Here is a 22,144-nt window from a genome sequence, read left to right on the forward strand (position 1 = left end):
GACCGCCGCCCGCGTACCCCAGAACCACGCTCCAGGCGCCACCCGACCAGAGGAAAGCCCATGTCCCGCCCTGTCCCGCGGCTGATCGCCGCGCTCTGCGCCACCGTCGTCCTGTCCTTCCCGCTGGCGGCCTGCGGCGACGGCTCGCCGAAGAAGGAGGCCGCGGCGCCCGCCGCGTCCGACGGCGGCGCCCCCGACCTGTCCGGCGTCACCCTCACCCTGGGCGACCAGGCCAACGGCCTCCAGACCCTGCTGACCGCCGCCGGCACCCTCAAGGACGCGCCCTACAAGGTCAAGTGGGCCGAGTTCCAGGGCGCAGCGCCGCTGTTCCAGGCGATGCAGAGCGGAAAGGTCGACACCGGCACCGCCGCCGACCTGCCCACCCTCCAGGCCATCAGCGGCGGTCTGAAGATCAAGCTGGTCGCCGCCGCCACCTCCAACGGCTCCGGCACGGCGATCATCACGCGCAAGGACTCGCCGGTGAAGACGGTCGCCGACCTCAAGGGCAGGACGGTGGTGGTCTCCTCGGCCCGGGGCAGCATCGCCGAATACCTGCTGGCCAGGGTCCTCACCGACGCCGGGCTGAAGTACAGCGACGTGAAGGTGCAGTATCTGCTGCCCACCGCCGCCCAGGCGGCGTTCAACGCCGGGAAGATCCAGATCTGGGCGACCTTCGGCATCTACCAGGACATCGCCGTGCAGAAGGGCGCGCGGATCGTGGTCGACGGCCGCGACGGGCGCACGAGCGGCGTCGGCTTCCTGTCCGCCGCGCAGTCCTCGATCGCCGATCCGGCCCGCAAGGCCGCCATCGCGGACTTCCTGAACCGGCTGGCCGCGGCCTACGCGTGGACGACCGCGCACAGGGAGCAGTACGCCCAGGTCTTCGCGGAGAAGAACGGCGTGCCCGCCGACGTCGCCACGACCGTCACCTCCCAGGGGGCGAATTCCCTCCAGCCGGTCTCACCCACCCTCACCGCGAAGGTGCAGGACGTCTCCGACCTGATGAGCGGGATCGGCTCGCTGCCCACCGACGTGCGGGTCGCCGACACGGTCGACACCTCCCTGTACCCGCACGCCGCCGGCTGACGTCCCCGCCCGACCGAGGTCTCCCGCCCGACACCCCCGACCCACCGATTCGGAGCAGGCCATGCCCGTCGAGTTCATCAGCGCCACCCACACCACCAACGTCACCGAGGCCACCGGGCCGGGCCGGCACACCGGTTTCGACGTCGACTACACCCGCCGTTTCGTACGGGCGCTGGACGACGGCGGCTTCGACTGGACGCTCGTCGCCTACAGCTCGGCCAGTGTCGACGCCGAACAATTGGCCCAGTTCGTCGTGAACAACTCCGAGCGGATCAAGCCGATGCTCGCGCACCGGCCCGGCTTCGTCTTCCCCACCCGGGTCGCCAAGGCACTCGCCACGATCGACCGGATCGGCAGGGGACGGATCGGACTGCACATCATCTCCGGCGGCAACGACACCGAACAGGCCCGCGAGGGCGACTACTTGACGAAGAGTCAGCGCTACGACAGGTCCGAGGAGTTCATCCAGGTCCTGCGCAAGGTGTGGTCGGCGACCGGGCCGATCAGCCACGAGGGCACGTACTACAAGTTCGAGGACTTCTCGACCGGCATCAAGCCCTACGGCGACACCATCCCCATCTCGGTGGGCGGTTCGTCGCAGGAGGCGTACCGGGTGGGCGGCCGGCAGGGCGACATCTTCGGTCTGTGGGGCGAGCCGCTCAAGGAGACCGCCGAGCAGATCGCGTCGGTCAACGCGGTCGCCGACGCGGCCGGCCGCCCGCACCCGCGGATCTGGGTGTCCTTCCGTCCGATCGTCGCCGCCACCGATGAACTCGCCTGGGAGAAGGCCCACCGGATTCTCGGCAAGGTCAAGGAGACCGTCGCGGCGACCCCGGCCGGCTCCCGCTACCCGACGCCCGGCGCCGGCCGGCCCGCCAACGTCGGCTCGCAGCGGCTGCTCGACGTCGCCGCGCGCGGCGAACTCCACGACCGGGCGCTGTGGACACCGCTGGTGACCGCCACCAACGCGGCGGGCAGCTCCACGGCGCTGGTGGGCAGTTACGAGACCGTCGCCAAGGCCCTGCTCGACTACGTCGACATCGGCTGCGAGCTGCTGTCGATCCGGGGCTACGACCCGCTCAACGACGCGATCGACTACGCCCGTTACGTGCTGCCGCAGGTCCGCCAGGAGCTGGCCCACCGCGCGGCCACCGCAGCTCCCTCGACGCCGCTGGCCGCCACCGGCTGACCGCCCGACGCGTACCCGTACCGCCGCCCGCACCACCACACCCGCCTCACTTCGCCGCACTCACCGACAAGGACCGGTCATGCCCAGACAGCACCCGCACCCCCCGCTCGCGTCCCGCCCGACCCCGCCCGTACGGACCGGCTCCCGGCCGCGGACCGCCGCGCTGGCCGGCGCCCTGGCCGCGCTCGTCCTCCCGCTCGCCGCCTGCGGCTCCTCGTCGAACGACTCGTCCAAGGCGGCGGACTCCGACGCCAAGCCGTCGGTGAGCGCCGCCGCAGACGCCGCCAAGGACATCGACCTGTCCTCGGTCACCCTCCAGGTGGGCCAGACCGGCTGGGCCCAGCTCCAGGGCGCGCTCAAGCTCGCCGGGCTGGACAACACGCCGTACAAGGTCAAGTGGCCGGTCTTCCCCGGCGGCGACAAGCAGCTCCAGGCCCTCCAGGGCGGCGCCCTCGACGCGGCGCTCACCAGCGACATCCCGCCGGTGTTCGCGGCGGCGGGCCCGGCCCCCAAGTGGCGGGTGGTGGCGATCGAGCGGAACAGCACCACGCTGCAGAACGTCCTGGCGGGCAAGAACTCGGGGCTGACCTCCATCGCCCAGCTCAAGGGCAAGAAGGTCGGCTACGTCCCGGCGACCACCGCGCAGTTCTTCCTCTACAAGCTGCTGGTGCAGAACGGCCTCCAGTGGAGCGACATCGACGCGGTGCAGCTCACCCCGCAGGCGGGTGTGGCCGCGCTGTCCAGCGGATCGGTCGACGCCCTTGCCACGTACGGCACTTCGGTCATCGCGCTGAAGCAGAAGGGCGCGACCGTGATCGGCTCCGGGGAGGACATCCTGTCCGGGAACTTCCCCTGGGAGGCGTCCACGGCTCTGCTGGCCGACCCCGCCAAGTCGGCGGCCCTGGTGGACCTGCTGGGCCGGGTCGACAAGGCGTTCGCGTACATCCGCGACGGCCACGAGGCCGACTTCGCGAAGGTCACCGCCGACGCGACCGTGCAGCCGGTGGCGCAGGCGCTCAGCCAGCTCCAGGCGAACGAGAAGCAGACGCCCAGCCGGATCGTGCCGGGCGCCGCCGACGCGATCGCCAAGGAGCAGGACGTGGCCGACACCTTCGCCCAGCTCGGGGTGCTGCCGAAGAAGGTCGACGTGGCGTCGTACTGGACCGACGCGCTGACCGCGTCCCTCACGGCCGCGATCCCCGCGACGGCCGCCAAGTGACCGCGCCCACCGTACGGTTGCCGGTGCCCGCACTCGACCGGCTGGACGAGGTCACGGCGGCGCTCGCCACGACGGCCGCCGAGTACGACCGCAGCGGGGCCTTCCCGCACGCGGCGATCCGGGTGATCCACGACGCCGGGCTGCTCACCGCGGGCGTCGACGCCCGCTACGGCGGCGCGGGCGCGGGCCCGACCGATCTCGCGCGCATCCTGCTCGCGCTCGGCAGGGGCGACCCGTCGGCCGGGCTGATCACGGCGATGACGCTGCTCCCGCACGCCTTCCAGGCGCGGCGGCCGTGGCCGGAGGAGCTGTACGCGAAGCTGCTCGCGGAGTCGGCGGAGAAGCCCACCCTGCTCAACAACGCCCGTGTGGAGCCGGAGTTGGGCTCCCCGGCGCGCGGCGGACTGCCGGCGACGCTGGCCCGGCGGACGGCGGACGGCTGGTCGGTCAGCGGCCGCAAGCGGTTCGTGACGGGCGCGGAGGGGCTGAGTTACTTCCTGGTGTGGGCGGCCACCGACGAACCCGTCCCGCGTGTCGGCACGTTCGTGCTGCCCGCCGAGTCGCCCGGGATCGAAGTCGTGCCCACCTGGCGGCAGTTGGGCCTTCGTGCCAGCGGCAGCCACGACGTGGTCCTCACCGAGGTCGAGATCCCGGCCGGCCATGTCCTGGACATCACCGAGCACGGCCCGCGCGCCCAGCAGGACAACCTCGCGGCCGGCGCCGTGCACCTGCTGCTGTCCGCGCTCTACATCGGGGTGGCCCGGGCCGCGCAGAGCAGTGTGCACCGGTTCGCCCACGAGCGGGTGCCCGCCAACCTCGGCCGTCCGCTGGCCACCACCGACCGTTTCAAGCAGACGGCGGGCGAGATCGAGACGCTGCTGTCGACCGCCGAGCAGCTGGTATTCGGCGCGACCGCCCGGCTCGACCGGGGCGAACCGGTCGCGGGCGCCGAGGCGTTGGCCGCGAAGGTCGTGGTGGTCCGCCAGATCACCGCGGCCGTCCAGACCGGTCTGCGGCTGCTGGGCAACCCCGGTCTGTCGCAGGACAACCCGCTGGAACGCCACTTCCGCGACATCCAGTCGGCCGGCGTCCACGCTCCCCAGGAGGACACCGCGCTGCTGGACATCGGCGCGGCGGTGCTGGCCGCCGCGGCGCCGGGCGCGTGAACAAGGCGCGGCGGCGGGACCGGCCTCCCCCGGCGGCGGGCGGTCCGCGGCGGGACCGGCCTCCCCCGGCGGCCGGCTCCGGGCTCAGGCCCGCTCGCCGAGCAGGCCGCGTACCGCCGCCGCCGTGACCTCGGCCAGTCGCGGCGGCGCGTCGGACCGGGTGCGCAGATGCAGCAGTTCGGGCGGCACCGGGGGCAGGTCGTCACGGCGTTCCAGGCCCTCGGGCGGCGGGCCGACGTCGGCGAGCAGACCGATGCCGAGGCCGCCGCGGATCGCGTTCATCACCCCGGCGAGATAGGCGGCCTCCACCACGACGGCCGCCGGCAGCCCGTGGTCGGAGAGTGTCTCCAGCGCCCGGCGGCGGATCGTGCAGGGGTGGTCGATGGCGACGACCGGGATGGGTGTCCCCTCGGCGGGCATCCGCCAGGAGGGCGCGGAGAACCAGGACAGCGGCAGCGCTCCGGCCAGTGCGCAGTCGCGTTCCCGGGCGTCGCCGAGGAAGACGGCCACGTCGATGCTGCCGCGGTCGAGGCCGTCGTTGAGGCGGGCGCTGCGGTCGAGGCGGAAGCGCACCCCGTAGGACGGGTAGCGCTCGCGCAGCACGCCGGTGATCGCGGGCAGGATGCGGTCGGCGGCGTGCTCGGTCGAGCCGACCACGATCGTCCCCGCGTCGCGCTCGCCGAGGCCGAGCCGGGTCAGTGCCTCGTCGTGCGCGGTGAGGATCTTGCGGGCCTCGGCGAGCAGCGTCTCGCCCTTCGGGGTGAAGCGCATGGTCCGGCCGTCGCGCGCCACCAGCGGCCCACCGACCGCCTTCTCCAGCCGCCGCACATGCTGGCTGACCGCGGACTGGGACAGCCCGATCGCGGCGGCCGCGCGGTGGAAGCCGCCGCAGTCGGCTATCGAGGTGAAGGTGCGCAGGGCGACGATGTCCAGAACCTCGGCCATGCCGCGAGCGTACCAACCTGCGGTTTCGGGAACCCTACGGCGAGATGTCCTGGTACCCGTGCCGTGGGGAGCCGGCGCGATTCCCCGGCTCCCCGCGGCACATATCGGACCCGATGCTCAACCGCCGTGCGTGGTGCGGACGTTCAGCGCGCGGGCCAGGTCGTCCAGCCGGTCGGTGAGGGCCCGGCGCAGGGCGGGGGTGAGGTCGGCGTCAGCCAGGGTGGCACGGCCCAGCTCCAGGTTGGCCGCCTCAACGACCGTGCCGGGGAAGGCGTACCGCCCGACGGCCTCGGCGATGGCGGGTCCCCTGCGGGCGGCCAGGGCGACCGCGTCGGGGTAGAAGCGGGGGACGAACTCCTCGACCAGGTCCTGGTGTTCGGGCCGCCAGAAGCCCTGGGCGGTGGCGGTGAACAGGTAGTTGGACAGGGTGTCGTCGTGGAACATCGACTCCCACGCGGCGGCCTTCGCGGCCTTGTCGGGCAGCGCGGCGCGGCAGCGGGCGGCGCCCTCGCGGCCGGTGGCGCTGGGGTCGCGGGCGAGTTCCGCGTCGATGTCGGAGGCGTCGGCGGCGCCGAGTACGGCCAGCCGCAGCAGCAGCCGCCAGCGCAGTTCGGGGTCGAGGTCGGCGGCGCCGGGGATCGCGCCCCCGGTGTACCAGCGGCGCAGTTCGGCGGCGTCCTCGGCGCCGATCGCGGAGTCGACGAGGATCCGGGTGGCGGTGAGCCGGGTCTCGTCGTGGCCGGCGGCGAGCAGCGCGCGGCTGGTGGCGGCCAGGCCCGCGAGCGCGCTGTCGCGCAGGCCGGGGGCGAGATAGCTGTCGGCGATGTGGGTGCGGGCGAAGGTGAGCACGCCGTCGACCACGGCCGGGTCGGTCTCGGCGGGCAGATGCCGGGCGAGCAGGTCCAGATGGGCGCCGGGGGCGATCACCGCGTCGCGGACCAGGTCGCGGGCGGCGTTCCAGGCGACGGCCCGGCTCAGCGGGTCCGGAAGGTTGCCCAGGGTCTCGCCGAGGGTGTCCCAGGAGTGCGGGTCGAAGCGGATCTTGGTGAAGGACAGGTCGCCGTCGTTGAGCAGGACGACATCGGGCCGGGGGCCGGGCAGCGCGCGGGGTTCGGCGGCCCCCTCGGCGGGGACGTCCAGGGTGAGGCGTTCGCGCAGGACGAGCCGCGCGGGGTCGGCGACGGCCCGGTCGTACAGGCCCACCACGATCCGGTGCGGGCGCCGGCCGGTGTGCTCGACCTCCAGCCGCCAGCCCTCGGGCGCGGGGGGCGCGGCGGGGGTGAGGGTGTCGACGCCGCTGGTGCGCAGCCAGGCGTCGGCCCAGCCGGGGACGTCGCGGTCGGTGGCGCCCGCCAGGGAGTCGATGAAGTCGGCGAGGGTGGCGTTGCCGAACCTGTGGCGGGCGAAGTGCTCGTTGATCCCGGCGAGGAAGTCCTTGTGGCCGAGCCAGGCGACGAGTTGGCGCAGCGCGGAGGCGCCCTTGGCGTAGGAGATGCCGTCGAAGTTGTTGAGGGCGGAGGCGGTGTCGGGGACGGCCTCGGGGTCGGGGGCGACCGGGTGGGTGGAGGGGCGCTGGTCGGCGTCGTAGCCCCAGGACTTGCGGGCGACGGCGAAGTCGTTCCAGCTGCCGGTGAAGGCGGTGACCTCGGAGACCACCTGGTAGCCCATGTACTCGGCGAAGGACTCGTTGAGCCAGATGTCGTCCCACCAGCGCAGGGTGACCAGGTCGCCGAACCACATGTGGGCCATCTCGTGGGCGATGACCACCGCCCGCCACTGGGCCTCGATGGGGGTGACCGCGGACCGGAAGACGTACTCGTCGCGGAAGGTGACCAGGCCGGGGTTCTCCATCGCGCCCGCGTTGAACTCGGGGACGAACGCCTGGTCGTAGGAGTCGAACGGGTAGGGCTCGTCGAAGAGTTCGTGGTAGCGGTCGAAGCAGCGGCGGGTCAGTTCGAGGAGTTCGGCGGTGTCGCGGTCCAGGTGGGGGGCGAGCGAGCGGCGGCAGTGCAGGCCGAAGGGGAGCCCGGCGTGCTCGGTGCGGACCGAGTGCCAGGGGCCGGCCGCGACGGCGAGCAGATACGTGGAGATCAGCGGGGTGGGGGCGGTGCGCCAGCGGCCGGGGGCGGTACGGGAGGCCAGGGAGTTGCCGAGGACGGTCCACTCCTCGGGCGCGGTGACCTCGACCTCGAAGACGGCCTTGAGGTCGGGCTGGTCGAAGGCGGCGGCGACGCGCTGGACGTCGTTCATGAACAGCTGGGTGTAGACGTAGGTCTCGCCGTCGGCGGGGTCGGTGAAGCGGTGCATGCCCTCGCCGGTGCGGGAGTAGCGCATGTCGGCCTCGACCCGCAGTTCGTGCGGGCCCTCGGCGAGGCCGGTCAGCGGAAGGCGGTTGTCGTCGGGGAGGGCGTCGAGGAGGGCGGGGTCCAGCGGGGCGCCGTCGAGCAGGACCGCGCGCAGGGCGGCGGGCCGGATCTCGGCGAAGGTGTCGCAGGGGCGCAGAGCGGTGAAGCGGATCACGGATGTCGATCCGAAGATCTCCTCTCCCCTGGTGAGGTCGAGGTCGATCGTGTAGTGCTGGACGGTCAGATCGCGGGCGCGGGTCTCGGCCTCGGCGCGGGTGAGGGCAGGCATGCGGGTCATGCTGCCAAACGGGCGGGGCCGGTGGTACGCGATTTGCCGATCAATTGTGCGGGTCGGCCGCCCCGGCGGCCGCGCGCAGGGCCGCTCCGGCGTCGCCGGTCAGCGGTTCGCCGTGGCCGAACAGGGCGGTGCCGGTGTCGAGCGCGGCGAGCCGGGCGCCGGCGGGCCCGGAGTCGGCCGGGACACGCACGAGGTACGCCTGTCCGACGGGGAAGCGCAGCATCGTGATGTCGGCGGTCACTTGTACGGTGTCCATAAGGTCACGTTACGGCCGTGGCCGGGCCGGGCGGCGGTGTTGTGCCAGAGGCGAACAGGGCGGTCCGGCGCGTAGGCTCGGTGCCGGGGAGGTGGGGCATGGCCGAAGCACCGCAGGCCGGCGACGAACCGATCGTGCACGGTTTTCCGCATCTGGAGACGGTACGGGCCGCGCTGACCGCGCTGTACAAGCGGCTGTCCGCCGACGGGGTGGAGCGGTTCGCCACGAGCGTACGGCCCGAGCTGGTGGACTTCCCCGACGACGAGGAGCTGTACCTCGGCGCGCAGCGGGTGGCCCGGGTGATGGTCCAGCACTTCCGGCTGCCGGACGCCCGGATGGTGGTGAGCTTCCGGGACATGGTCCACGCGGGGAACGTCGAACTGGCCGCGGGCCCGGAGTACTTCATCGAGCTGCACACGCGCTTCAAGTCCGACCGCCGCGATGTGGGGGCGGCGCTGGCGCACGAGGTGATGCATGTGTATCTGCACCGGCTCGGGCTGGAGTTCCCCGGCAGCCGGGACAACGAGATCCTCACCGACACGGCGACGACGTATCTCGGCGCGGGATGGCTGCTGCTGGACGCGTACCGGGAGGAGCCGGCGATGCGCGGGGAGCGGATCACCAGGGCGGCGTTCAAGCTGGGGTACTTGACGCCGGAGGAGTTCGGGTACGTGCTGGCGAAGCGGGCGCTGGCGCTGGGCGACGACATCGAGCCGTGGTTCCGCAGTCCGCAGGCGCGGGACGCGTACCGGGCGGGGCTGGCGGTGGCGCGGCGGGAGCAGCGGGCTGCGCCGCTGGCGGCGGCGGGGTGGGCGGCTCGGCGCCTCTACGCCAAGCACCGCCGCGCCGGGCTCGCCCCGCCCTCGGCCGGCTACTCCTTCGACGGTCCCCCGTCCGCCCTCCGCGTGTCCTTCTCCTGCCCGACCTGCTGCCAACGCATCCGCCTGCCCTGCACAGGGCGCCTGCGTGCCAGGTGCGCCCTGTGCAGAACGGAATTGGAGTGCGAGACCTAGAAAGCGCCGCCCTGGGGCGGCGCTTTCCGGCGCGGTGACGCTGTCGGCTGTGGTCAGCCGAGCCGCGCGGAGGCCGTCACCCCGATCGGCTGGAGGGGGTCGTAGCCCTGGGCCAGCAGTTGCGCGGTGAGGGTGACCGTTCCGTGCCGCGCGTCGTTGAACGCGACGGTGAACGTCGTGCTGTACGTCCCGTCCGGGCCGAGGTCGGTCTCGGGGTCCGGGGTGACCACGGCGGTGAGGGTGCCGTCGGGGCCGGCGGTCAGTGTGACGGGCAGGCCGTTCGCGGTCACGGTGAGGCTGCCGGGGGTGAGCCCCTGCCCGGAGAAGGTCAGCAGGGTGCCGACGGAGCTGAAGGCGGGGCCGTCGGCGGGGCTGGTGAAGGTGATGGTGCCGTCGGCCGGCGGGCAGGGCTTGCCGTGGCCGCCACCGCTGCCGCTGCCGTAACCGCCGTAGCCGCTGCCGTATCCGCCACCGTGGCCGCCGCAGTCGCCGGAGGCGCCGACGGTGATCCCGCCGGTGGCCGTGCCCGGCACGGCGAAGTCGTAGACCGTGCCGTTCACGGTGAGGTTGTCGACATAGGTGTCCAGGCTCGCGGTGGCGTCGCCGAGCCTGCCGACGTTCGCGATCACGCCGATCGCGCCGTCACCCGCGGCGTCGCACGTGCTGACGTAGTCGCTCAGCGGGTGGTCGCTCTGCGCGGCGAACGGGCCCACCGCGCGGGAGGTGCGCCACAGGGCCGAGCCGCCGGCGTCGAAGTGCCGCCAGGCGTCGGCCACCGCGCCGGTACGCCCCTGACTGTCGGTGGCCAGCTGCGGCTGGAAGCTGAGGGTGGTGAAGAGGCCCTGGCACTGCGCGGGCAGCTGGAGGTTCGCGCCGTAGGGGATGGCGGCGGGGGTGGAGGTCGAGCCCTTGACGTACAGGTCGTACGACAGCGGGGACGCGGCGACGGTGGACAGCGGCACGGTGCTGGTGAAGTAGTGCGCCGCCTGGGCCTGCTGGGCCTCGGCGGCGGCGGCGACGGCCAGATGGAGGCTGCCGTCGAACCGCACCGGGTCGGCGAACGGCGAGACCTCCTGGACGCCCGGCGGACGGCCGGCGTTGCCGGGGTCGTCCTGGAGCCGCAGCCAGGGGCCGTTCGGGCCCAGGTCGGCGGGTCCGACCCGCACGACGACGGGCGCGGCGGCGTCGGCCGGGGCCGACAGCAGGACCGAGGGGATCGCAGCGACGGCCACCGCGGTGAGGGTCGCGCCGAGGGATGCTCTGAACCGGGACATACGGCGGGCTCCGTTCGGAGGGGAAGGAGGGCGGTCGGCTGTGCCGCTGAAAGGTCCCACCGCGCCGCGCACGCCACACCACCGGCGCCGTCGATGCCACCCGTCCGGCCCAGCGGCGCCGGGTCCAGCCGGGTCCAGCCGGGTCCCGCCCTGTGCTCCCGTGCCCCGGAACACCCCGGCTCCGGAACACCCCGCAAACGAAAACCGCGACGCTCGCCTCCTTGGTCGGGGAGTGGCGAGCGCCGCGGGTGGGGGTGTTACCGCGTTCCGTACGCCGTTGTACGGGACACCGTGACCGTCAGACCATCAGCGGACGGTCCGTCGGACGAATCGGGTCGTGCAGTGCCGACGCCACCCCGGTGAGGTACGTGTCGACCGCCTTCGCGGCCGAGCGTCCCTCCGCGATGGCCCAGACGATGAGCGACTGACCGCGCCCGGCGTCACCGGCGACGAAGACGCCGTCGACGTTGGTCGCGTAGGAGCCGTCGCGGGCGATGTTGCCGCGCCCGTCCAGTTCGAGACCGAGCTGTTCGACCAGCCCGTTGCCCTGGTCCGTACCGGTGAAGCCCATCGCCAGGGTGACCAGATCCGCCGGGAGGACCCGCTCGGTGCCCTCCTGGGGGATGAACCTGCCGCCTTCGAAGACGACCTCGACCAGGTGCAGTTCCCGCACCCGGCCCTCCTCGTCACCGGTGAACTTCACCGTGTTGACGGCGTAGACCCGCTCGCCGCCCTCCTCGTGCGCGGAGCTCACCTTGAAGACGGCCGGCATCGTCGGCCAGGGCTGGCCGGCGGGCCGCTCGTCGGAGGGCCGCGGCATGATCTCCAGCTGGGTCACCGACAGCGCGCCCTGCCGGTGCGCGGTGCCGACGCAGTCCGCGCCGGTGTCACCGCCGCCGATGACGACGACGTGCTTGCCCTCCGCGGTGATCGGCGGCGACACGAAGTCGCCCTCCTGCACCTTGTTGGCCAGCGGCAGGTACTCCATGGCGAGGTGGATGCCCTTGAGGTCGCGCCCGGGCACGGGCAGATCGCGCGAGACGGTCGCGCCGGCCGCGATGACGATCGCGTCGTACCGCTTGGCCAGCTTCGCCGCGTCCAGGTCCGTACCGATCTGCACCCCGGTACGGAACTTGGTGCCCTCCGCCCGCATCTGCTCGATACGGCGGTTGATGTGGCGCTTCTCCATCTTGAACTCGGGGATGCCGTACCGCAGCAGCCCGCCGATCCGGTCGGCGCGCTCGTACACCGCGACCGTGTGACCGGCCCGGGTCAGCTGCTGCGCGGCGGCCAGGCCCGCGGGGCCCGAGCCGATGACGGCGACGGTCTTGCCGGACAGCCGCTCGGGCGGCTGCGGGGTGACATCACCGGCGTCCCACGCCTTGTCGATGATGCTGACCTCGACGTTCTTGATGGTGACCGGCGGCTGGTTGATGCCGAGCACACACGCGGACTCGCACGGCGCCGGGCACAGCCGCCCGGTGAACTCCGGGAAGTTGTTGGTCGCGTGCAGCCGCTCGATCGCGGCGGTCCAGTCCCCGCGGTAGGCGTAGTCGTTCCACTCGGGGATGAGATTGCCCAGCGGGCAGCCGTTGTGGCAGAAGGGGATGCCGCAGTCCATGCAGCGGCCGGCCTGCTTGCTGATGATCGGCAGCAGCCCGCCGGGAACGTAGACCTCGTTCCAGTCCTGCTTGCGCTCCTCGACCGGACGGGTCGGCGCGGTCTCACGCGGGGTGGTGAGGAAGCCCTTGGGGTCAGCCATTTGCCGCCTCCATCATCTTCGCGGTGGTCTCGGACTCGGAGAGTCCGGCCTGCTCGGCGGCGTTCTTGGCGGCGAGCACTGCCTTGTAGTCCCTCGGCATGACCTTGCCGAAGCGGGTGAGGGCGCCGCCCCAGTCGGCGAGCAGCCGCTCGGCGACGGTGGACCCGGTCTCCTCGAAGTGGCGGCGCACCACATCGTGCAGCCACGTGATGTCGTCGGCGTCCAACTGCTCGACCCCGACCATGCCGGTGTTGACGCACGCCGGGTCGAGGTCGAGGACGTAGGCGATGCCGCCGGACATGCCGGCCGCGAAGTTCCGCCCTGTGACGCCGAGGACGACGGCCCGGCCGCCGGTCATGTACTCGCAGCCGTGGTCGCCCACGCCCTCGGAGACCACGGTGGCCCCGGAGTTGCGTACGCAGAACCGCTCACCGGTCCGGCCGCGCAGGAACAGCTCGCCGCCGGTGGCCCCGTAGGCGATGGTGTTGCCCGCGATGGTGGAGAACTCCGCGAGGTGGTCGGCGCCGCGGTCCGGGCGGACCACGACCCGGCCACCGGACAGGCCCTTGCCGACGTAGTCGTTGGCGTCGCCCTCCAGCCGCAGGGTGACGCCCCTGGGCAGGAAGGCGCCGAAGGACTGGCCCGCGGAGCCGGTGAAGGTGATGTCGATCGTGTCGTCGGGCAGACCCGCGCCGCCGTACTTCTTGGTCACCTCGTGGCCGAGCATCGTGCCGACCGTGCGGTTGACGTTGCGGATCGCCACCTGGGCGCGGACCGGGGCGCCGGTCTCCAGGGCCTCGGCGGCGAGCCGGATCAGCTCGTTGTCCAGGGCGCGGTCCAGGCCGTGGTCCTGGGCGGTGGTGTGGTGCAGCGAGGCGCCCTCGGGCAGCTCCGGCACGTACAGCAGCGGGGCCAGGTCGAGGCCCTGTGCCTTCCAGTGGTCCACCGCGCGGCCGGCGTCGATCAGCTCGGCGCGGCCGACGGCCTCCTCGATGCTGCGGAAGCCCAGCTCGGCGAGGAGCTCACGGACCTCCTCGGCGACGAACTCGAAGAAGTTCACCACGAACTCGGGCTTGCCGGAGAAGCGCTCGCGCAGCACCGGGTTCTGGGTGGCGACGCCGACCGGGCAGGTGTCGAGGTGGCAGACCCGCATCATCACGCAGCCGGAGACGACCAGCGGCGCGGTGGCGAAGCCGAACTCCTCGGCGCCCAGCAGCGCGGCGATGACCACGTCACGGCCGGTCTTGAGCTGGCCGTCGGTCTGCACGACGATACGGTCCCGCAGGCCGTTGAGCAGCAGCGTCTGCTGGGTCTCGGCAAGGCCCAGCTCCCAGGGGCCGCCCGCGTGCTTGAGCGAGGTCAGCGGTGAGGCGCCCGTACCGCCGTCGTGGCCGGAGATCAGCACGACATCGGCGTGCGCCTTGGAGACGCCCGCGGCGACCGTGCCGACGCCGACCTCGGAGACCAGCTTGACGTGGACCCGCGCCTTGGGGTTGGCGTTCTTCAGGTCGTGGATCAGCTGGGCGAGGTCCTCGATCGAGTAGATGTCGTGGTGCGGCGGCGGCGAGATCAGACCGACGCCCGGGGTGGAGTGCCGGGTGCCGGCCACCCACGGGTAGACCTTGTGGCCGGGCAGCTGACCGCCCTCGCCGGGCTTGGCGCCCTGGGCCATCTTGATCTGGATGTCGTCGGCGTTGACCAGGTACTCCGAGGTGACGCCGAAGCGGCCGGAGGCGACCTGCTTGATGGCGCTGCGCCGGGCCGGATCGTAGAGCCGCTCGGAGTCCTCGCCGCCCTCGCCGGTGTTGGACTTGCCGCCGAGCTGGTTCATGGCGATGGCCAGCGTCTCGTGCGCCTCGCGGGAGATCGAGCCGTACGACATCGCGCCGGTGGAGAAGCGCTTGACGATCTCGCCGACCGGCTCGACCTCGTCCAGCGGGATCGGCTCGCGCTCGCTCTTGAGACCGAACAGGCCGCGCAGCGTCATCAGCCGCTCGGACTGCTCGTTCACCCGGCTGGTGTACTGCTTGAAGATGTCGTAGCGCCGGGTGCGGGTGGCGTGCTGGAGCCGGAAGACGGTGTCCGGGTCGAACAGGTGCGGCTCGCCCTCGCGGCGCCACTGGTACTCGCCGCCGATCTCCAGCCGGCGGTGCGCGGCGGCGATGCCCGAGACCGGGTACGCCTTGACGTGCCGGGCAGCGACCTCCCGGGCGATGACGTCGATGCCGGCGCCGCCGATCTTGGTGTCGGTGCCGTGGAAGTAGGTGTCCACGAAGTCGGCCTCCAGGCCGATGGCCTCGAAGACCTGCGCGCCGCGGTAGGAGGCGACGGTGGAGATGCCCATCTTGGACATCACCTTGAGCACGCCCTTGCCCAGGCCCTTGATCAGGTTCCTGATCGCGTCCTCGGGCTCGATGCCCTGCAGGAAGGTGCCCGCGCGGACCAGGTCCTCGACGGACTCCATGGCCAGGTACGGGTTGACGGCCGCGGCGCCGTAGCCGATGAGCAGCGCCACGTGGTGCACCTCGCGCACGTCGCCGGCCTCGATCAGCAGACCGACCTGGGTGCGCTGCTTGGTGCGGATCAGGTGGTGGTGCACGGCGGAGGTGAGCAGCAGCGAGGGGATCGGCGCGTGCTCGGCGTCGGAGTGCCGGTCGGACAGGACGATCAGCCGAGCGCCGTCCTCAATGGCGGCGTCGGCCTCGGCGCAGATCTCGGCGAGCCGGGCGGCCAGCGCGCCGCCGCCCCCGGTGACCCGGTACAGACCGGAGAGCGTGGCGCCCTTGAGGCCGGGCATGTCGCCGTCGGCGTTGACGTGGATGAGCTTGGCCAGCTCGTCGTTGTCGATCACCGGGAACGGCAGGGTGATGTTGCGGCAGGACGCCGGGCTGGGCTCCAGCAGATTGCCCGAGGGGCCGATGGTGGAGATCAGCGAGGTGACCAGTTCCTCGCGGATGGCGTCCAGCGGCGGGTTGGTGACCTGCGCGAAGAGCTGGGTGAAGTAGTCGAAGAGCAGCCGGGGACGCTGGGAGAGCGCGGCGATCGGCGAGTCGGTGCCCATGGAGCCGAGCGGTTCGCCGCCGGTCCTGGCCATGGGCGCGAGGATGACCCGCAGCTCCTCCTCGGTGTAGCCGAAGGTCTGCTGGCGCCGGGTGACCGAGGCGTGGGTGTGCACGATGTGCTCGCGCTCGGGCAGGTCGGCGAGGTCGACCAGACCGGCGTCGAGCCAGTCGGCGTACGGGTGCTCGGCCGCGATCCCGGCCTTGATCTCGTCGTCCTCGACGATCCGGTGCGAGACGGTGTCGACCAGGAACATCCGGCCGGGCTGGAGGCGTCCCTTGCGGACGACCTTGCCCGGGGGGATGTCCAGGACGCCCGACTCGGAGGCGAGGACGACCAGGCCGTCGTCGGTGACCCAGTAGCGGCCGGGGCGCAGTCCGTTGCGGTCCAGGACCGCGCCGACCACCGAGCCGTCGGTGAAGGTGACACAGGCGGGGCCGTCCCAGGGCTCCATCAGCGTGGAGTGGTACTGGTAGAAGGCGCGCCTGGCCGGGTCCATCGAGGTGTGGTTCTCCCACGCCTCGGGGATCATCATCAGCACGCTGTGCGGCAGCGAGCGCCCGCCCAGGTGCAGCAGTTCCAGCACCTCGTCGAAGGACGCGGTGTCGGAGGCGCCCGGCGTACAGATCGGGAAGATCCGCTCCAGGTCGGCGGGGCCCTCGGCGTGCCCGGCGGCGCTGAAGAGGTCGCTGGCCAGCTGCGACTCGCGGGCCCGCATCCAGTTGCGGTTGCCCTTGACGGTGTTGATCTCGCCGTTGTGCGCGACGAAGCGGTACGGGTGGGCGAGCGGCCAGCTCGGGAAGGTGTTGGTGGAGAAGCGCGAGTGGACCAGCGCGATCGCGGTGGCGAACCGCGGGTCGGACAGGTCGGGGAAGAACGGCTCCAGCTGGCCGGTGGTGAGCATGCCCTTGTAGACGACCGTGCGCGCGGACAGCGACGGGAAGTAGACGTCGGCCTCGCGCTCGGCGCGCTTGCGCAGGACGAAGGCGGGCCGGTCGAGCGCGATGCCGGAGCGCCCGGCCCCGGTGGCGTCGCCGATGAAGAGCTGCGAGAAGTACGGCATGGTCGAGCGGGCGGTGGCACCGAGCAGGTCGGGGGCGACCGGGACCTCGCGCCAGCCCAGGACGCTCAGGCCCTCCTCGGTGGCGATCCGCTCGATCGCGTCGACCGCCTTGGCGCGGTCCTCGTGCTCGACGGGAAGAAAGGCCAGGCCGACCGCGTACCGCCCGTCGGCGGGCAGCTCGAATCCGGCCACCTCACGGAGGAAGGCGTCCGGGATCTGGAGCAGGATGCCCGCGCCGTCGCCCGAGTCGGGCTCGGCGCCGGTGGCGCCGCGGTGCTCCAGGTTGCGCAGGACGGTGAGCGCCTGCTCCACGAGCGTGTGGCTCGCCTCGCCGGTGAGGGTGGCCACGAAGCCGACGCCGCAGGCGTCGTGCTCGTTACGGGGGTCGTACATCCCCTGCGGGGCGGGGTGCCCGTCCATGAACGCGAAACGCGAACGCATGGCTCTCCCGTCGTCGTCATTGGCTTGTATGCATTGCCTTGGCTCAGGCATTGCGCAACAGGGACGACGTTGGCCCTCTGCGATTTCGTGCAGATTACATAATGGCCGAGCGGTTCGGGAACCGGATACTCGGTACCAGCATATGGACGTACTTATGGGGCAGAAGCGGGCGGATCAAGGCCGCGTCGGGCCGCCGGATGTTACGCACGGTTTCCGTGAGGGCTGTCGTGAGGCCCCGCCGATGGTGTGAACGACTGATGCCCAGTGCGGCCGCCGCTGAAACGGGTCGTTCACACCGTCCCCTTGCCGGGCCCCCGGCGCGGGGCAGCGGGCCGCCGCCGTCGGCCACACATCCGTGCGGGCCACCCCACGCCTGGGGCTGGCGCGGGCGGCACCGGAGGGCCCCGCCAGGGGCGCGAGGAACTGCGCGACAAGCCACGACAGACCTACGGTCGGCAATGTACCCCTGCGACGCAGACGGGTCCCCGGGGCAGGCCCCGCCAGGGGCGCCGGGCGTCCCCCGGGCAGAAGGCCCCGATTAGGGGCGCGAGGAACTGCGCGACAAGCCACGACGGACCTACGGTCGGCAATGTACCCCTGCGAGGCAGACGGGTCCCCGGGGCAGGCCCCGCCAGGGGCGCTGCGCGTCCCACGGGCAGAAGGCCCCGATTAGGGGCGCGAGGAACTGCGCGACAAGCCACGACGGACCTGCGATCGGCAATGTGCCCCTGCGACGCAGACGGGTCTCCGCGGAAGGCCCCGCCAGGGGCACTGGAGGCACCCCCGGGCGGAGCCCGGGGGCGTTGCGCTCACCTGCGGACGGAAAGCTCGGGCTGCAAGCCCGCTAGTGGGGGTTCGCCGCCCTCGGCGGCTGCTCGGCGTCCTCGACAGCGGCGACCTCGGGCGCCTGCTCCGGCACGTCGACGGCCGGAACGGACGGCTGCTCGTCAGTCGGCTCGGCGTCGTCAGGGGCCGACCCGGCGGTGACCGGCTCGACCTCCGGCTCGCGGCCGGGACGGCTGCGGGCGGACAGGACGAAGTAGAGCACCGCGGCCGCGAAGACGATGATCGCGGTCCAGTCGTTGAGCCTCATGCCCAGCACATGGTGGGCGTAGTCGACCCGCATGTGCTCGATCCAGAAGCGGCCCACCGTGTACGACGCCACGTAGAGCGCGAAGGCGCGGCCGTGGCCGAGCTTGAAGCGGCGGTCGGCCCAGAGCACCAGCAGGGCCACGCCGACGCACCACAGCGACTCGTACAGGAACGTCGGGTGGTATGTGGCCACGTCCGGCGTCGCGTCCGGCCGGTGCGCCGCGTCGATCTTGAGTCCCCACGGCAGCGTGGTCGGGTTGCCGTACAGCTCCTGGTTGAACCAGTTGCCCCAGCGGCCGATGGCCTGCGCGAAGGCGATACCGGGCGCGATGGCGTCCGCGTACGCGGGCAGGGCGATGCCGCGCCTGCGGCAGCCGATCCAGGCGCCGAGCGCGCCCATGGCGATGGCGCCCCAGATGCCGAGGCCGCCCTGCCAGACCTTGAAGGCGTCGACCCAGTCCTTGCCATTGGTGAAGTACAGCTCGTAATCGGTGATCACGTGGTACAGCCGGCCGCCGACCAGGCCGAACGGCACCGCCCACACGGCGATGTCCGCCACCGTGCCGACCTTGCCGCCGCGGGCGAGCCAGCGCTTGTTTCCGAGCCAGACGGCGACGAAGACACCGATGATGATGCAGAACGCGTAGCCGCGCAGGGGAATCGGTCCGAGGTGGACGACTCCGTGCGACGGGCTGGGGATGAATGCGAGATCCATGGCAATGCCGACGCTACCGTGCCGGGCGGGTGATGAGGCAACCCACCCGGCTACGTGTGAATAACATCCCGTGCCGGGGACGGACCCCGCGCGGCCCGTCCCCGCCGCTCAGGAGGGCGGCGGAACCGTCCCGACTCCGGTGGACGGCGGCGCGGTGACCGTACCGGCCTTCTTGCCCTTGTTCGCGTCCGCCACCATCTTCTTCAGCGAGTCCGGGGTGAGCGGGGCGCTCTGGGAGCCGTAGATGTTCTTGCCGTTGAGCAGGACGGTCGGGGTGCCGCCGAAGCCCGCCTTGTTGAAGGCGGCGTTGGACTTGCGCACCCAGGAATTGTGGGTGCCGTCGTTCACACAGGCGGTGAAGGTGGGGGTGCGCAGGCCGCTGACCTTGTCGGCGAGTGTGAGCAGGTTGGCCTTGTCGGCGAACTTGTCGTCCTGCTCGTCGGGCTGGTTGGTGTAGAGCACGTCGTGGTAGGCGCGGAACTTCCCGGCGTCCTGGGCGCAGGCGGCGGCGTTCGCTGCGTTCAGCGAGCCCGAGCCGCCGAGATTGCCGTCGATGAGCGTCACGAGGTGGTACTCCGTGCGCATCTGCCCGCTGTCCTCCAGGCTGTGGACGGTCGGGGTGAAGGACTTCTCGAAGGCGTCACAGGCCGGGCAGCGGAAGTCCTCGTAGATCGAGAGGGTCGAGGGGGCGTCGCCGGCCCCGACCGGGATCACGAGGCTGTCCGTCCCGGTCGCGCCCTTGGGGGCGGTCACCGGGCCCGCCACCGTGCCGCTGCCGCTGTTGTGCTCGGCGATGGCCACTCCGATGCCGGCGGCGACGGCGAGGACGACGATCACCGCCGACCCCACCATGATCGTCCGCCTGCGTTTGGCGCGGACCTTGTCCTTTTCGCGCTGTTCCTGGAGCGCCGCGCGGGCGCTGCGTTTTTCGTCACGGTTCTTCTGGCTCACGCCCGTGGACAACGGTGCGGGGAGGCGCTCAGCGTCTCCCCGCACCGTTTTTCGCCCGAGGGAGTGACAAAAACCCGCCGTCCGGGTGATCTTCCCGGCGTGCCCCGGGACGGCCTCAGTCCCGCTTGCGGACGCCCTCGGCCAGTTCGGCGGCCAGCGCCCGTACGGCGGCGAGCCCGGCGGCCGGGTCGCCGTCGTGGTCGAGCAGCCGCTTGACGAAGGCCGAGCCGACGATCACGCCGTCGGCGAAGGCGGCCACCTCGGCGGCCTGCGAGGCGTTGGAGACCCCGAGCCCGACGCACACCGGCAGCTCGGTGACGGCCCGGGTACGGCGTACCAGGTCGGCCGCGCTGTCGCCGACGCTGGTCCGGGTGCCGGTGACGCCCATCAGCGAGGCCGCGTAGACAAAGCCGCTGCCGGCCTCGGTGATCTTGGCGAGCCGGGCGTCGCGGCTGGAGGGCGCGACCACGAAGACGGTGGCCAGGCCGTGCTCCCCGGCCGCCTTCCGCCACAGCGCGGACTCCTCGACCGGCAGGTCGGGCAGGATGCAGCCCGCGCCGCCCGCCTCGGCCAGTTCCCGGGCGAAGCGCTCGGGGCCGTAGCGGTCGACCGGGTTCCAGTACGTCATCACCAGCACCGGCTTGCCGGTGGCCAGGTGCGCCTCGCGGACCGTACGCATCACGTCGGCGATGCGGACGCCGCCGCGCAGGGCGATGTCGTCGGCGGTCTGGATGACCGGGCCGTCGAGCACCGGGTCGCTGTGCGGCAGGCCGACCTCGACGATGTCGGCGCCGCCCTCCAGGACCGCCTTGACGGCCTCGATGCCGCCGTCGACGGTCGGGAAGCCGGCCGGGAGGTACGCGATGAGCGCGGCCCGGTTCTCGGCCTTGGCGTCCGCGAGGACCTGTTCCAGAAGACTGATCTGCCCGCTCACTTGCCCGCCCCCTGGTTCTTCTCGTCGTACAGCCCGAAGTAGCGGGCCGCGGTGTCCATGTCCTTGTCGCCGCGTCCGGAGAGATTGACCAGCAGCAGGGCGTCGGGGCCCAGCTCACGGCCGATCTCCAGGGCGCCGGCCAGGGCGTGGGCGCTCTCGATGGCGGGGATGATGCCCTCGGTGCGCGACAGCAGCCGCAGGGCCTGCATCGCCGCGTCGTCGGTCACGGCCCGGTACTCGGCGCGGCCGCTGTCCTTGAGGTAGGCGTGCTCGGGGCCGACGCCGGGGTAGTCGAGACCGGCCGAGATGGAGTACGGCTCGGTGATCTGGCCCTCGTCGTCCTGGAGGACGTAGGAGCGGGAGCCGTGCAGGATGCCGGGCTCGCCCGCGGTGAGGGTCGCGGCGTGCTCGCCGGTCGCCACGCCGTGCCCGGCGGGCTCGCAGCCGACCAGCCGTACGCCGGTGTCGGGCAGGAAGGCGTGGAACAGGCCCATGGCGTTGGAGCCACCGCCCACGCAGGCCACGGCCACGTCGGGCAGCCGTCCGGTGCGCTCCAGCAGCTGCCGGCGGGCCTCGACGCCGATCACCCGGTGGAAGTCGCGGACGAGCGCGGGGAACGGGTGCGGGCCGGCGACCGTGCCGAACAGGTAGTGGGTGCGGTCGACGTTGGCGACCCAGTCGCGGAACGCCTCGTTGATGGCGTCCTTGAGGGTGCGGCTGCCGGAGGTCACGGCGATGACCTCGGCGCCGAGCATGCGCATCCGGGCGACGTTGAGCGCCTGCCGCTGGGTGTCGACCTCGCCCATGTAGATGGTGCACTCCAGGCCGAACAGGGCGCAGGCGGTGGCGGTGGCGACGCCGTGCTGGCCCGCGCCGGTCTCGGCGATGACCCGGGTCTTGCCCATCCGCCGGGTCAGGAGGGCCTGACCCAGCACATTGTTGATCTTGTGGGAGCCGGTGTGGTTGAGATCCTCGCGCTTGAGGAAGACCCGGGCGCCGCCCGCCTGCTCGGCGAAGCGCGGCACTTCGGTGAGGGCGCTGGGCCGGCCGGTGTAGTTGACCATCAGGTCGTTGAGCTCGGCGGCGAAGCCGGGGTCGGCCTTGGCCTTCTCGTACTCGGCGGCGACCTCGTCCACGGCGGCAACGAGGGCCTCCGGGATGAACTTGCCGCCGAACGCGCCGAAATAGCCCTCGGCGCTGGGGATCAGACCTTCCGGGTCGGGAAGGAAGAACTCCGGTGTTGCTGACATGGGTGTCCCCTGGCAGGTGTGCGTCAGTGAGTGGTGCGGTGCTGCGCCTGGCCGGTGGCGGTGTGTGACGGCCTCCGGGCACGGC

Annotated in this window: 15 protein-coding genes; 5 read left to right on the forward strand and 10 right to left on the reverse strand. The window is 72.2% G+C overall.

What is annotated here, in order from left to right; genetic code table 11:
- Window positions 1-60 precede the first annotated feature (60 nt).
- The 4 genes from OHA30_RS06575 (at window position 61) to OHA30_RS06590 (ending at window position 4,660) form a co-directional block, all read left to right on the forward strand.
- The gene (locus OHA30_RS06575; protein ID WP_328912844.1) at window positions 61-1,086 is read left to right on the forward strand and encodes an ABC transporter substrate-binding protein; all 1,026 of its coding nucleotides are present in this window, start codon (window positions 61-63) and stop codon (window positions 1,084-1,086) included.
- A 61-nt stretch (window positions 1,087-1,147) separates the two neighbouring features.
- Window positions 1,148-2,275: an LLM class flavin-dependent oxidoreductase gene (locus OHA30_RS06580; protein ID WP_328912845.1), complete on the forward strand. Its 1,128-nt coding sequence runs from the start codon at window positions 1,148-1,150 to the stop codon at window positions 2,273-2,275.
- Between the two features lie 79 nt (window positions 2,276-2,354).
- The gene (locus tag OHA30_RS06585; protein WP_328912846.1) at window positions 2,355-3,494 is read left to right on the forward strand and encodes an ABC transporter substrate-binding protein; all 1,140 of its coding nucleotides are present in this window, start codon (window positions 2,355-2,357) and stop codon (window positions 3,492-3,494) included.
- Window positions 3,491-4,660 carry an acyl-CoA dehydrogenase family protein gene (locus tag OHA30_RS06590; RefSeq protein ID WP_328912847.1) on the forward strand — a complete coding sequence of 390 codons (1,170 nt, stop codon included), beginning with the start codon at window positions 3,491-3,493 and terminating at the stop codon, window positions 4,658-4,660. Before OHA30_RS06585 ends, OHA30_RS06590 begins: the two co-directional genes overlap by 4 nt.
- A gap of 84 nt (window positions 4,661-4,744) precedes the next feature.
- Here OHA30_RS06590 and OHA30_RS06595 read toward each other — a convergent pair whose 3' ends face one another.
- The 3 genes from OHA30_RS06595 to OHA30_RS06605 form a co-directional block, all read right to left on the reverse strand.
- Window positions 4,745-5,605: a LysR family transcriptional regulator gene (locus OHA30_RS06595; RefSeq protein ID WP_328912848.1), complete on the reverse strand. Its 861-nt coding sequence runs from the start codon at window positions 5,603-5,605 to the stop codon at window positions 4,745-4,747.
- A gap of 117 nt (window positions 5,606-5,722) precedes the next feature.
- Complete coding sequence (gene pepN, locus OHA30_RS06600; protein WP_328912849.1) at window positions 5,723-8,239, reverse strand: aminopeptidase N; 2,517 nt, start codon at window positions 8,237-8,239, stop codon at window positions 5,723-5,725.
- A 49-nt stretch (window positions 8,240-8,288) separates the two neighbouring features.
- A complete protein-coding gene (locus tag OHA30_RS06605) occupies window positions 8,289-8,504 on the reverse strand; it encodes a hypothetical protein (protein ID WP_328912850.1) in 216 nt (71 codons plus the stop codon).
- A gap of 98 nt (window positions 8,505-8,602) precedes the next feature.
- Between OHA30_RS06605 and OHA30_RS06610 the strand changes: the two genes are divergently transcribed.
- Window positions 8,603-9,517, forward strand: coding sequence for a hypothetical protein (locus tag OHA30_RS06610; protein ID WP_328912851.1), 915 nt, complete (start codon window positions 8,603-8,605; stop codon window positions 9,515-9,517).
- A gap of 53 nt (window positions 9,518-9,570) precedes the next feature.
- Here OHA30_RS06610 and OHA30_RS06615 read toward each other — a convergent pair whose 3' ends face one another.
- The 7 genes from OHA30_RS06615 to trpB all read right to left on the reverse strand — a co-directional run bounded on the left by OHA30_RS06615 (window position 9,571) and on the right by trpB (window position 22,059).
- Window positions 9,571-10,791, reverse strand: coding sequence for a hypothetical protein (locus tag OHA30_RS06615; RefSeq protein ID WP_328912852.1), 1,221 nt, complete (start codon window positions 10,789-10,791; stop codon window positions 9,571-9,573).
- Window positions 10,792-11,089: 298 nt separating this feature from the next.
- Entirely contained in the window at window positions 11,090-12,553 is a 1,464-nt protein-coding gene (locus tag OHA30_RS06620; RefSeq protein ID WP_328912853.1) for a glutamate synthase subunit beta, read from the reverse strand.
- The gene (gene gltB / locus OHA30_RS06625) at window positions 12,546-17,168 is read right to left on the reverse strand and encodes a glutamate synthase large subunit (protein ID WP_405785745.1); all 4,623 of its coding nucleotides are present in this window, start codon (window positions 17,166-17,168) and stop codon (window positions 12,546-12,548) included. Before gltB ends, OHA30_RS06620 begins: the two co-directional genes overlap by 8 nt.
- A gap of 793 nt (window positions 17,169-17,961) precedes the next feature.
- Window positions 17,962-18,924, reverse strand: a complete 963-nt coding sequence (gene lgt, locus OHA30_RS06630; RefSeq protein ID WP_328912855.1) for a prolipoprotein diacylglyceryl transferase — start codon at window positions 18,922-18,924, stop codon at window positions 17,962-17,964.
- 108 nt (window positions 18,925-19,032) lie between these two features.
- The gene (locus OHA30_RS06635; RefSeq protein ID WP_328912856.1) at window positions 19,033-19,875 is read right to left on the reverse strand and encodes a DsbA family protein; all 843 of its coding nucleotides are present in this window, start codon (window positions 19,873-19,875) and stop codon (window positions 19,033-19,035) included.
- A 115-nt stretch (window positions 19,876-19,990) separates the two neighbouring features.
- Window positions 19,991-20,809, reverse strand: coding sequence for a tryptophan synthase subunit alpha (trpA, locus tag OHA30_RS06640; protein WP_328912857.1), 819 nt, complete (start codon window positions 20,807-20,809; stop codon window positions 19,991-19,993).
- Complete coding sequence (trpB, locus tag OHA30_RS06645; protein WP_328912858.1) at window positions 20,806-22,059, reverse strand: tryptophan synthase subunit beta; 1,254 nt, start codon at window positions 22,057-22,059, stop codon at window positions 20,806-20,808. The genes trpA and trpB overlap by 4 nt, the downstream gene beginning before the upstream one ends.
- Window positions 22,060-22,144 lie beyond the last annotated feature (85 nt).

The organism is Streptomyces sp. NBC_00223, assembly GCF_036199905.1.
GTDB lineage: Bacteria > Actinomycetota > Actinomycetes > Streptomycetales > Streptomycetaceae > Actinacidiphila.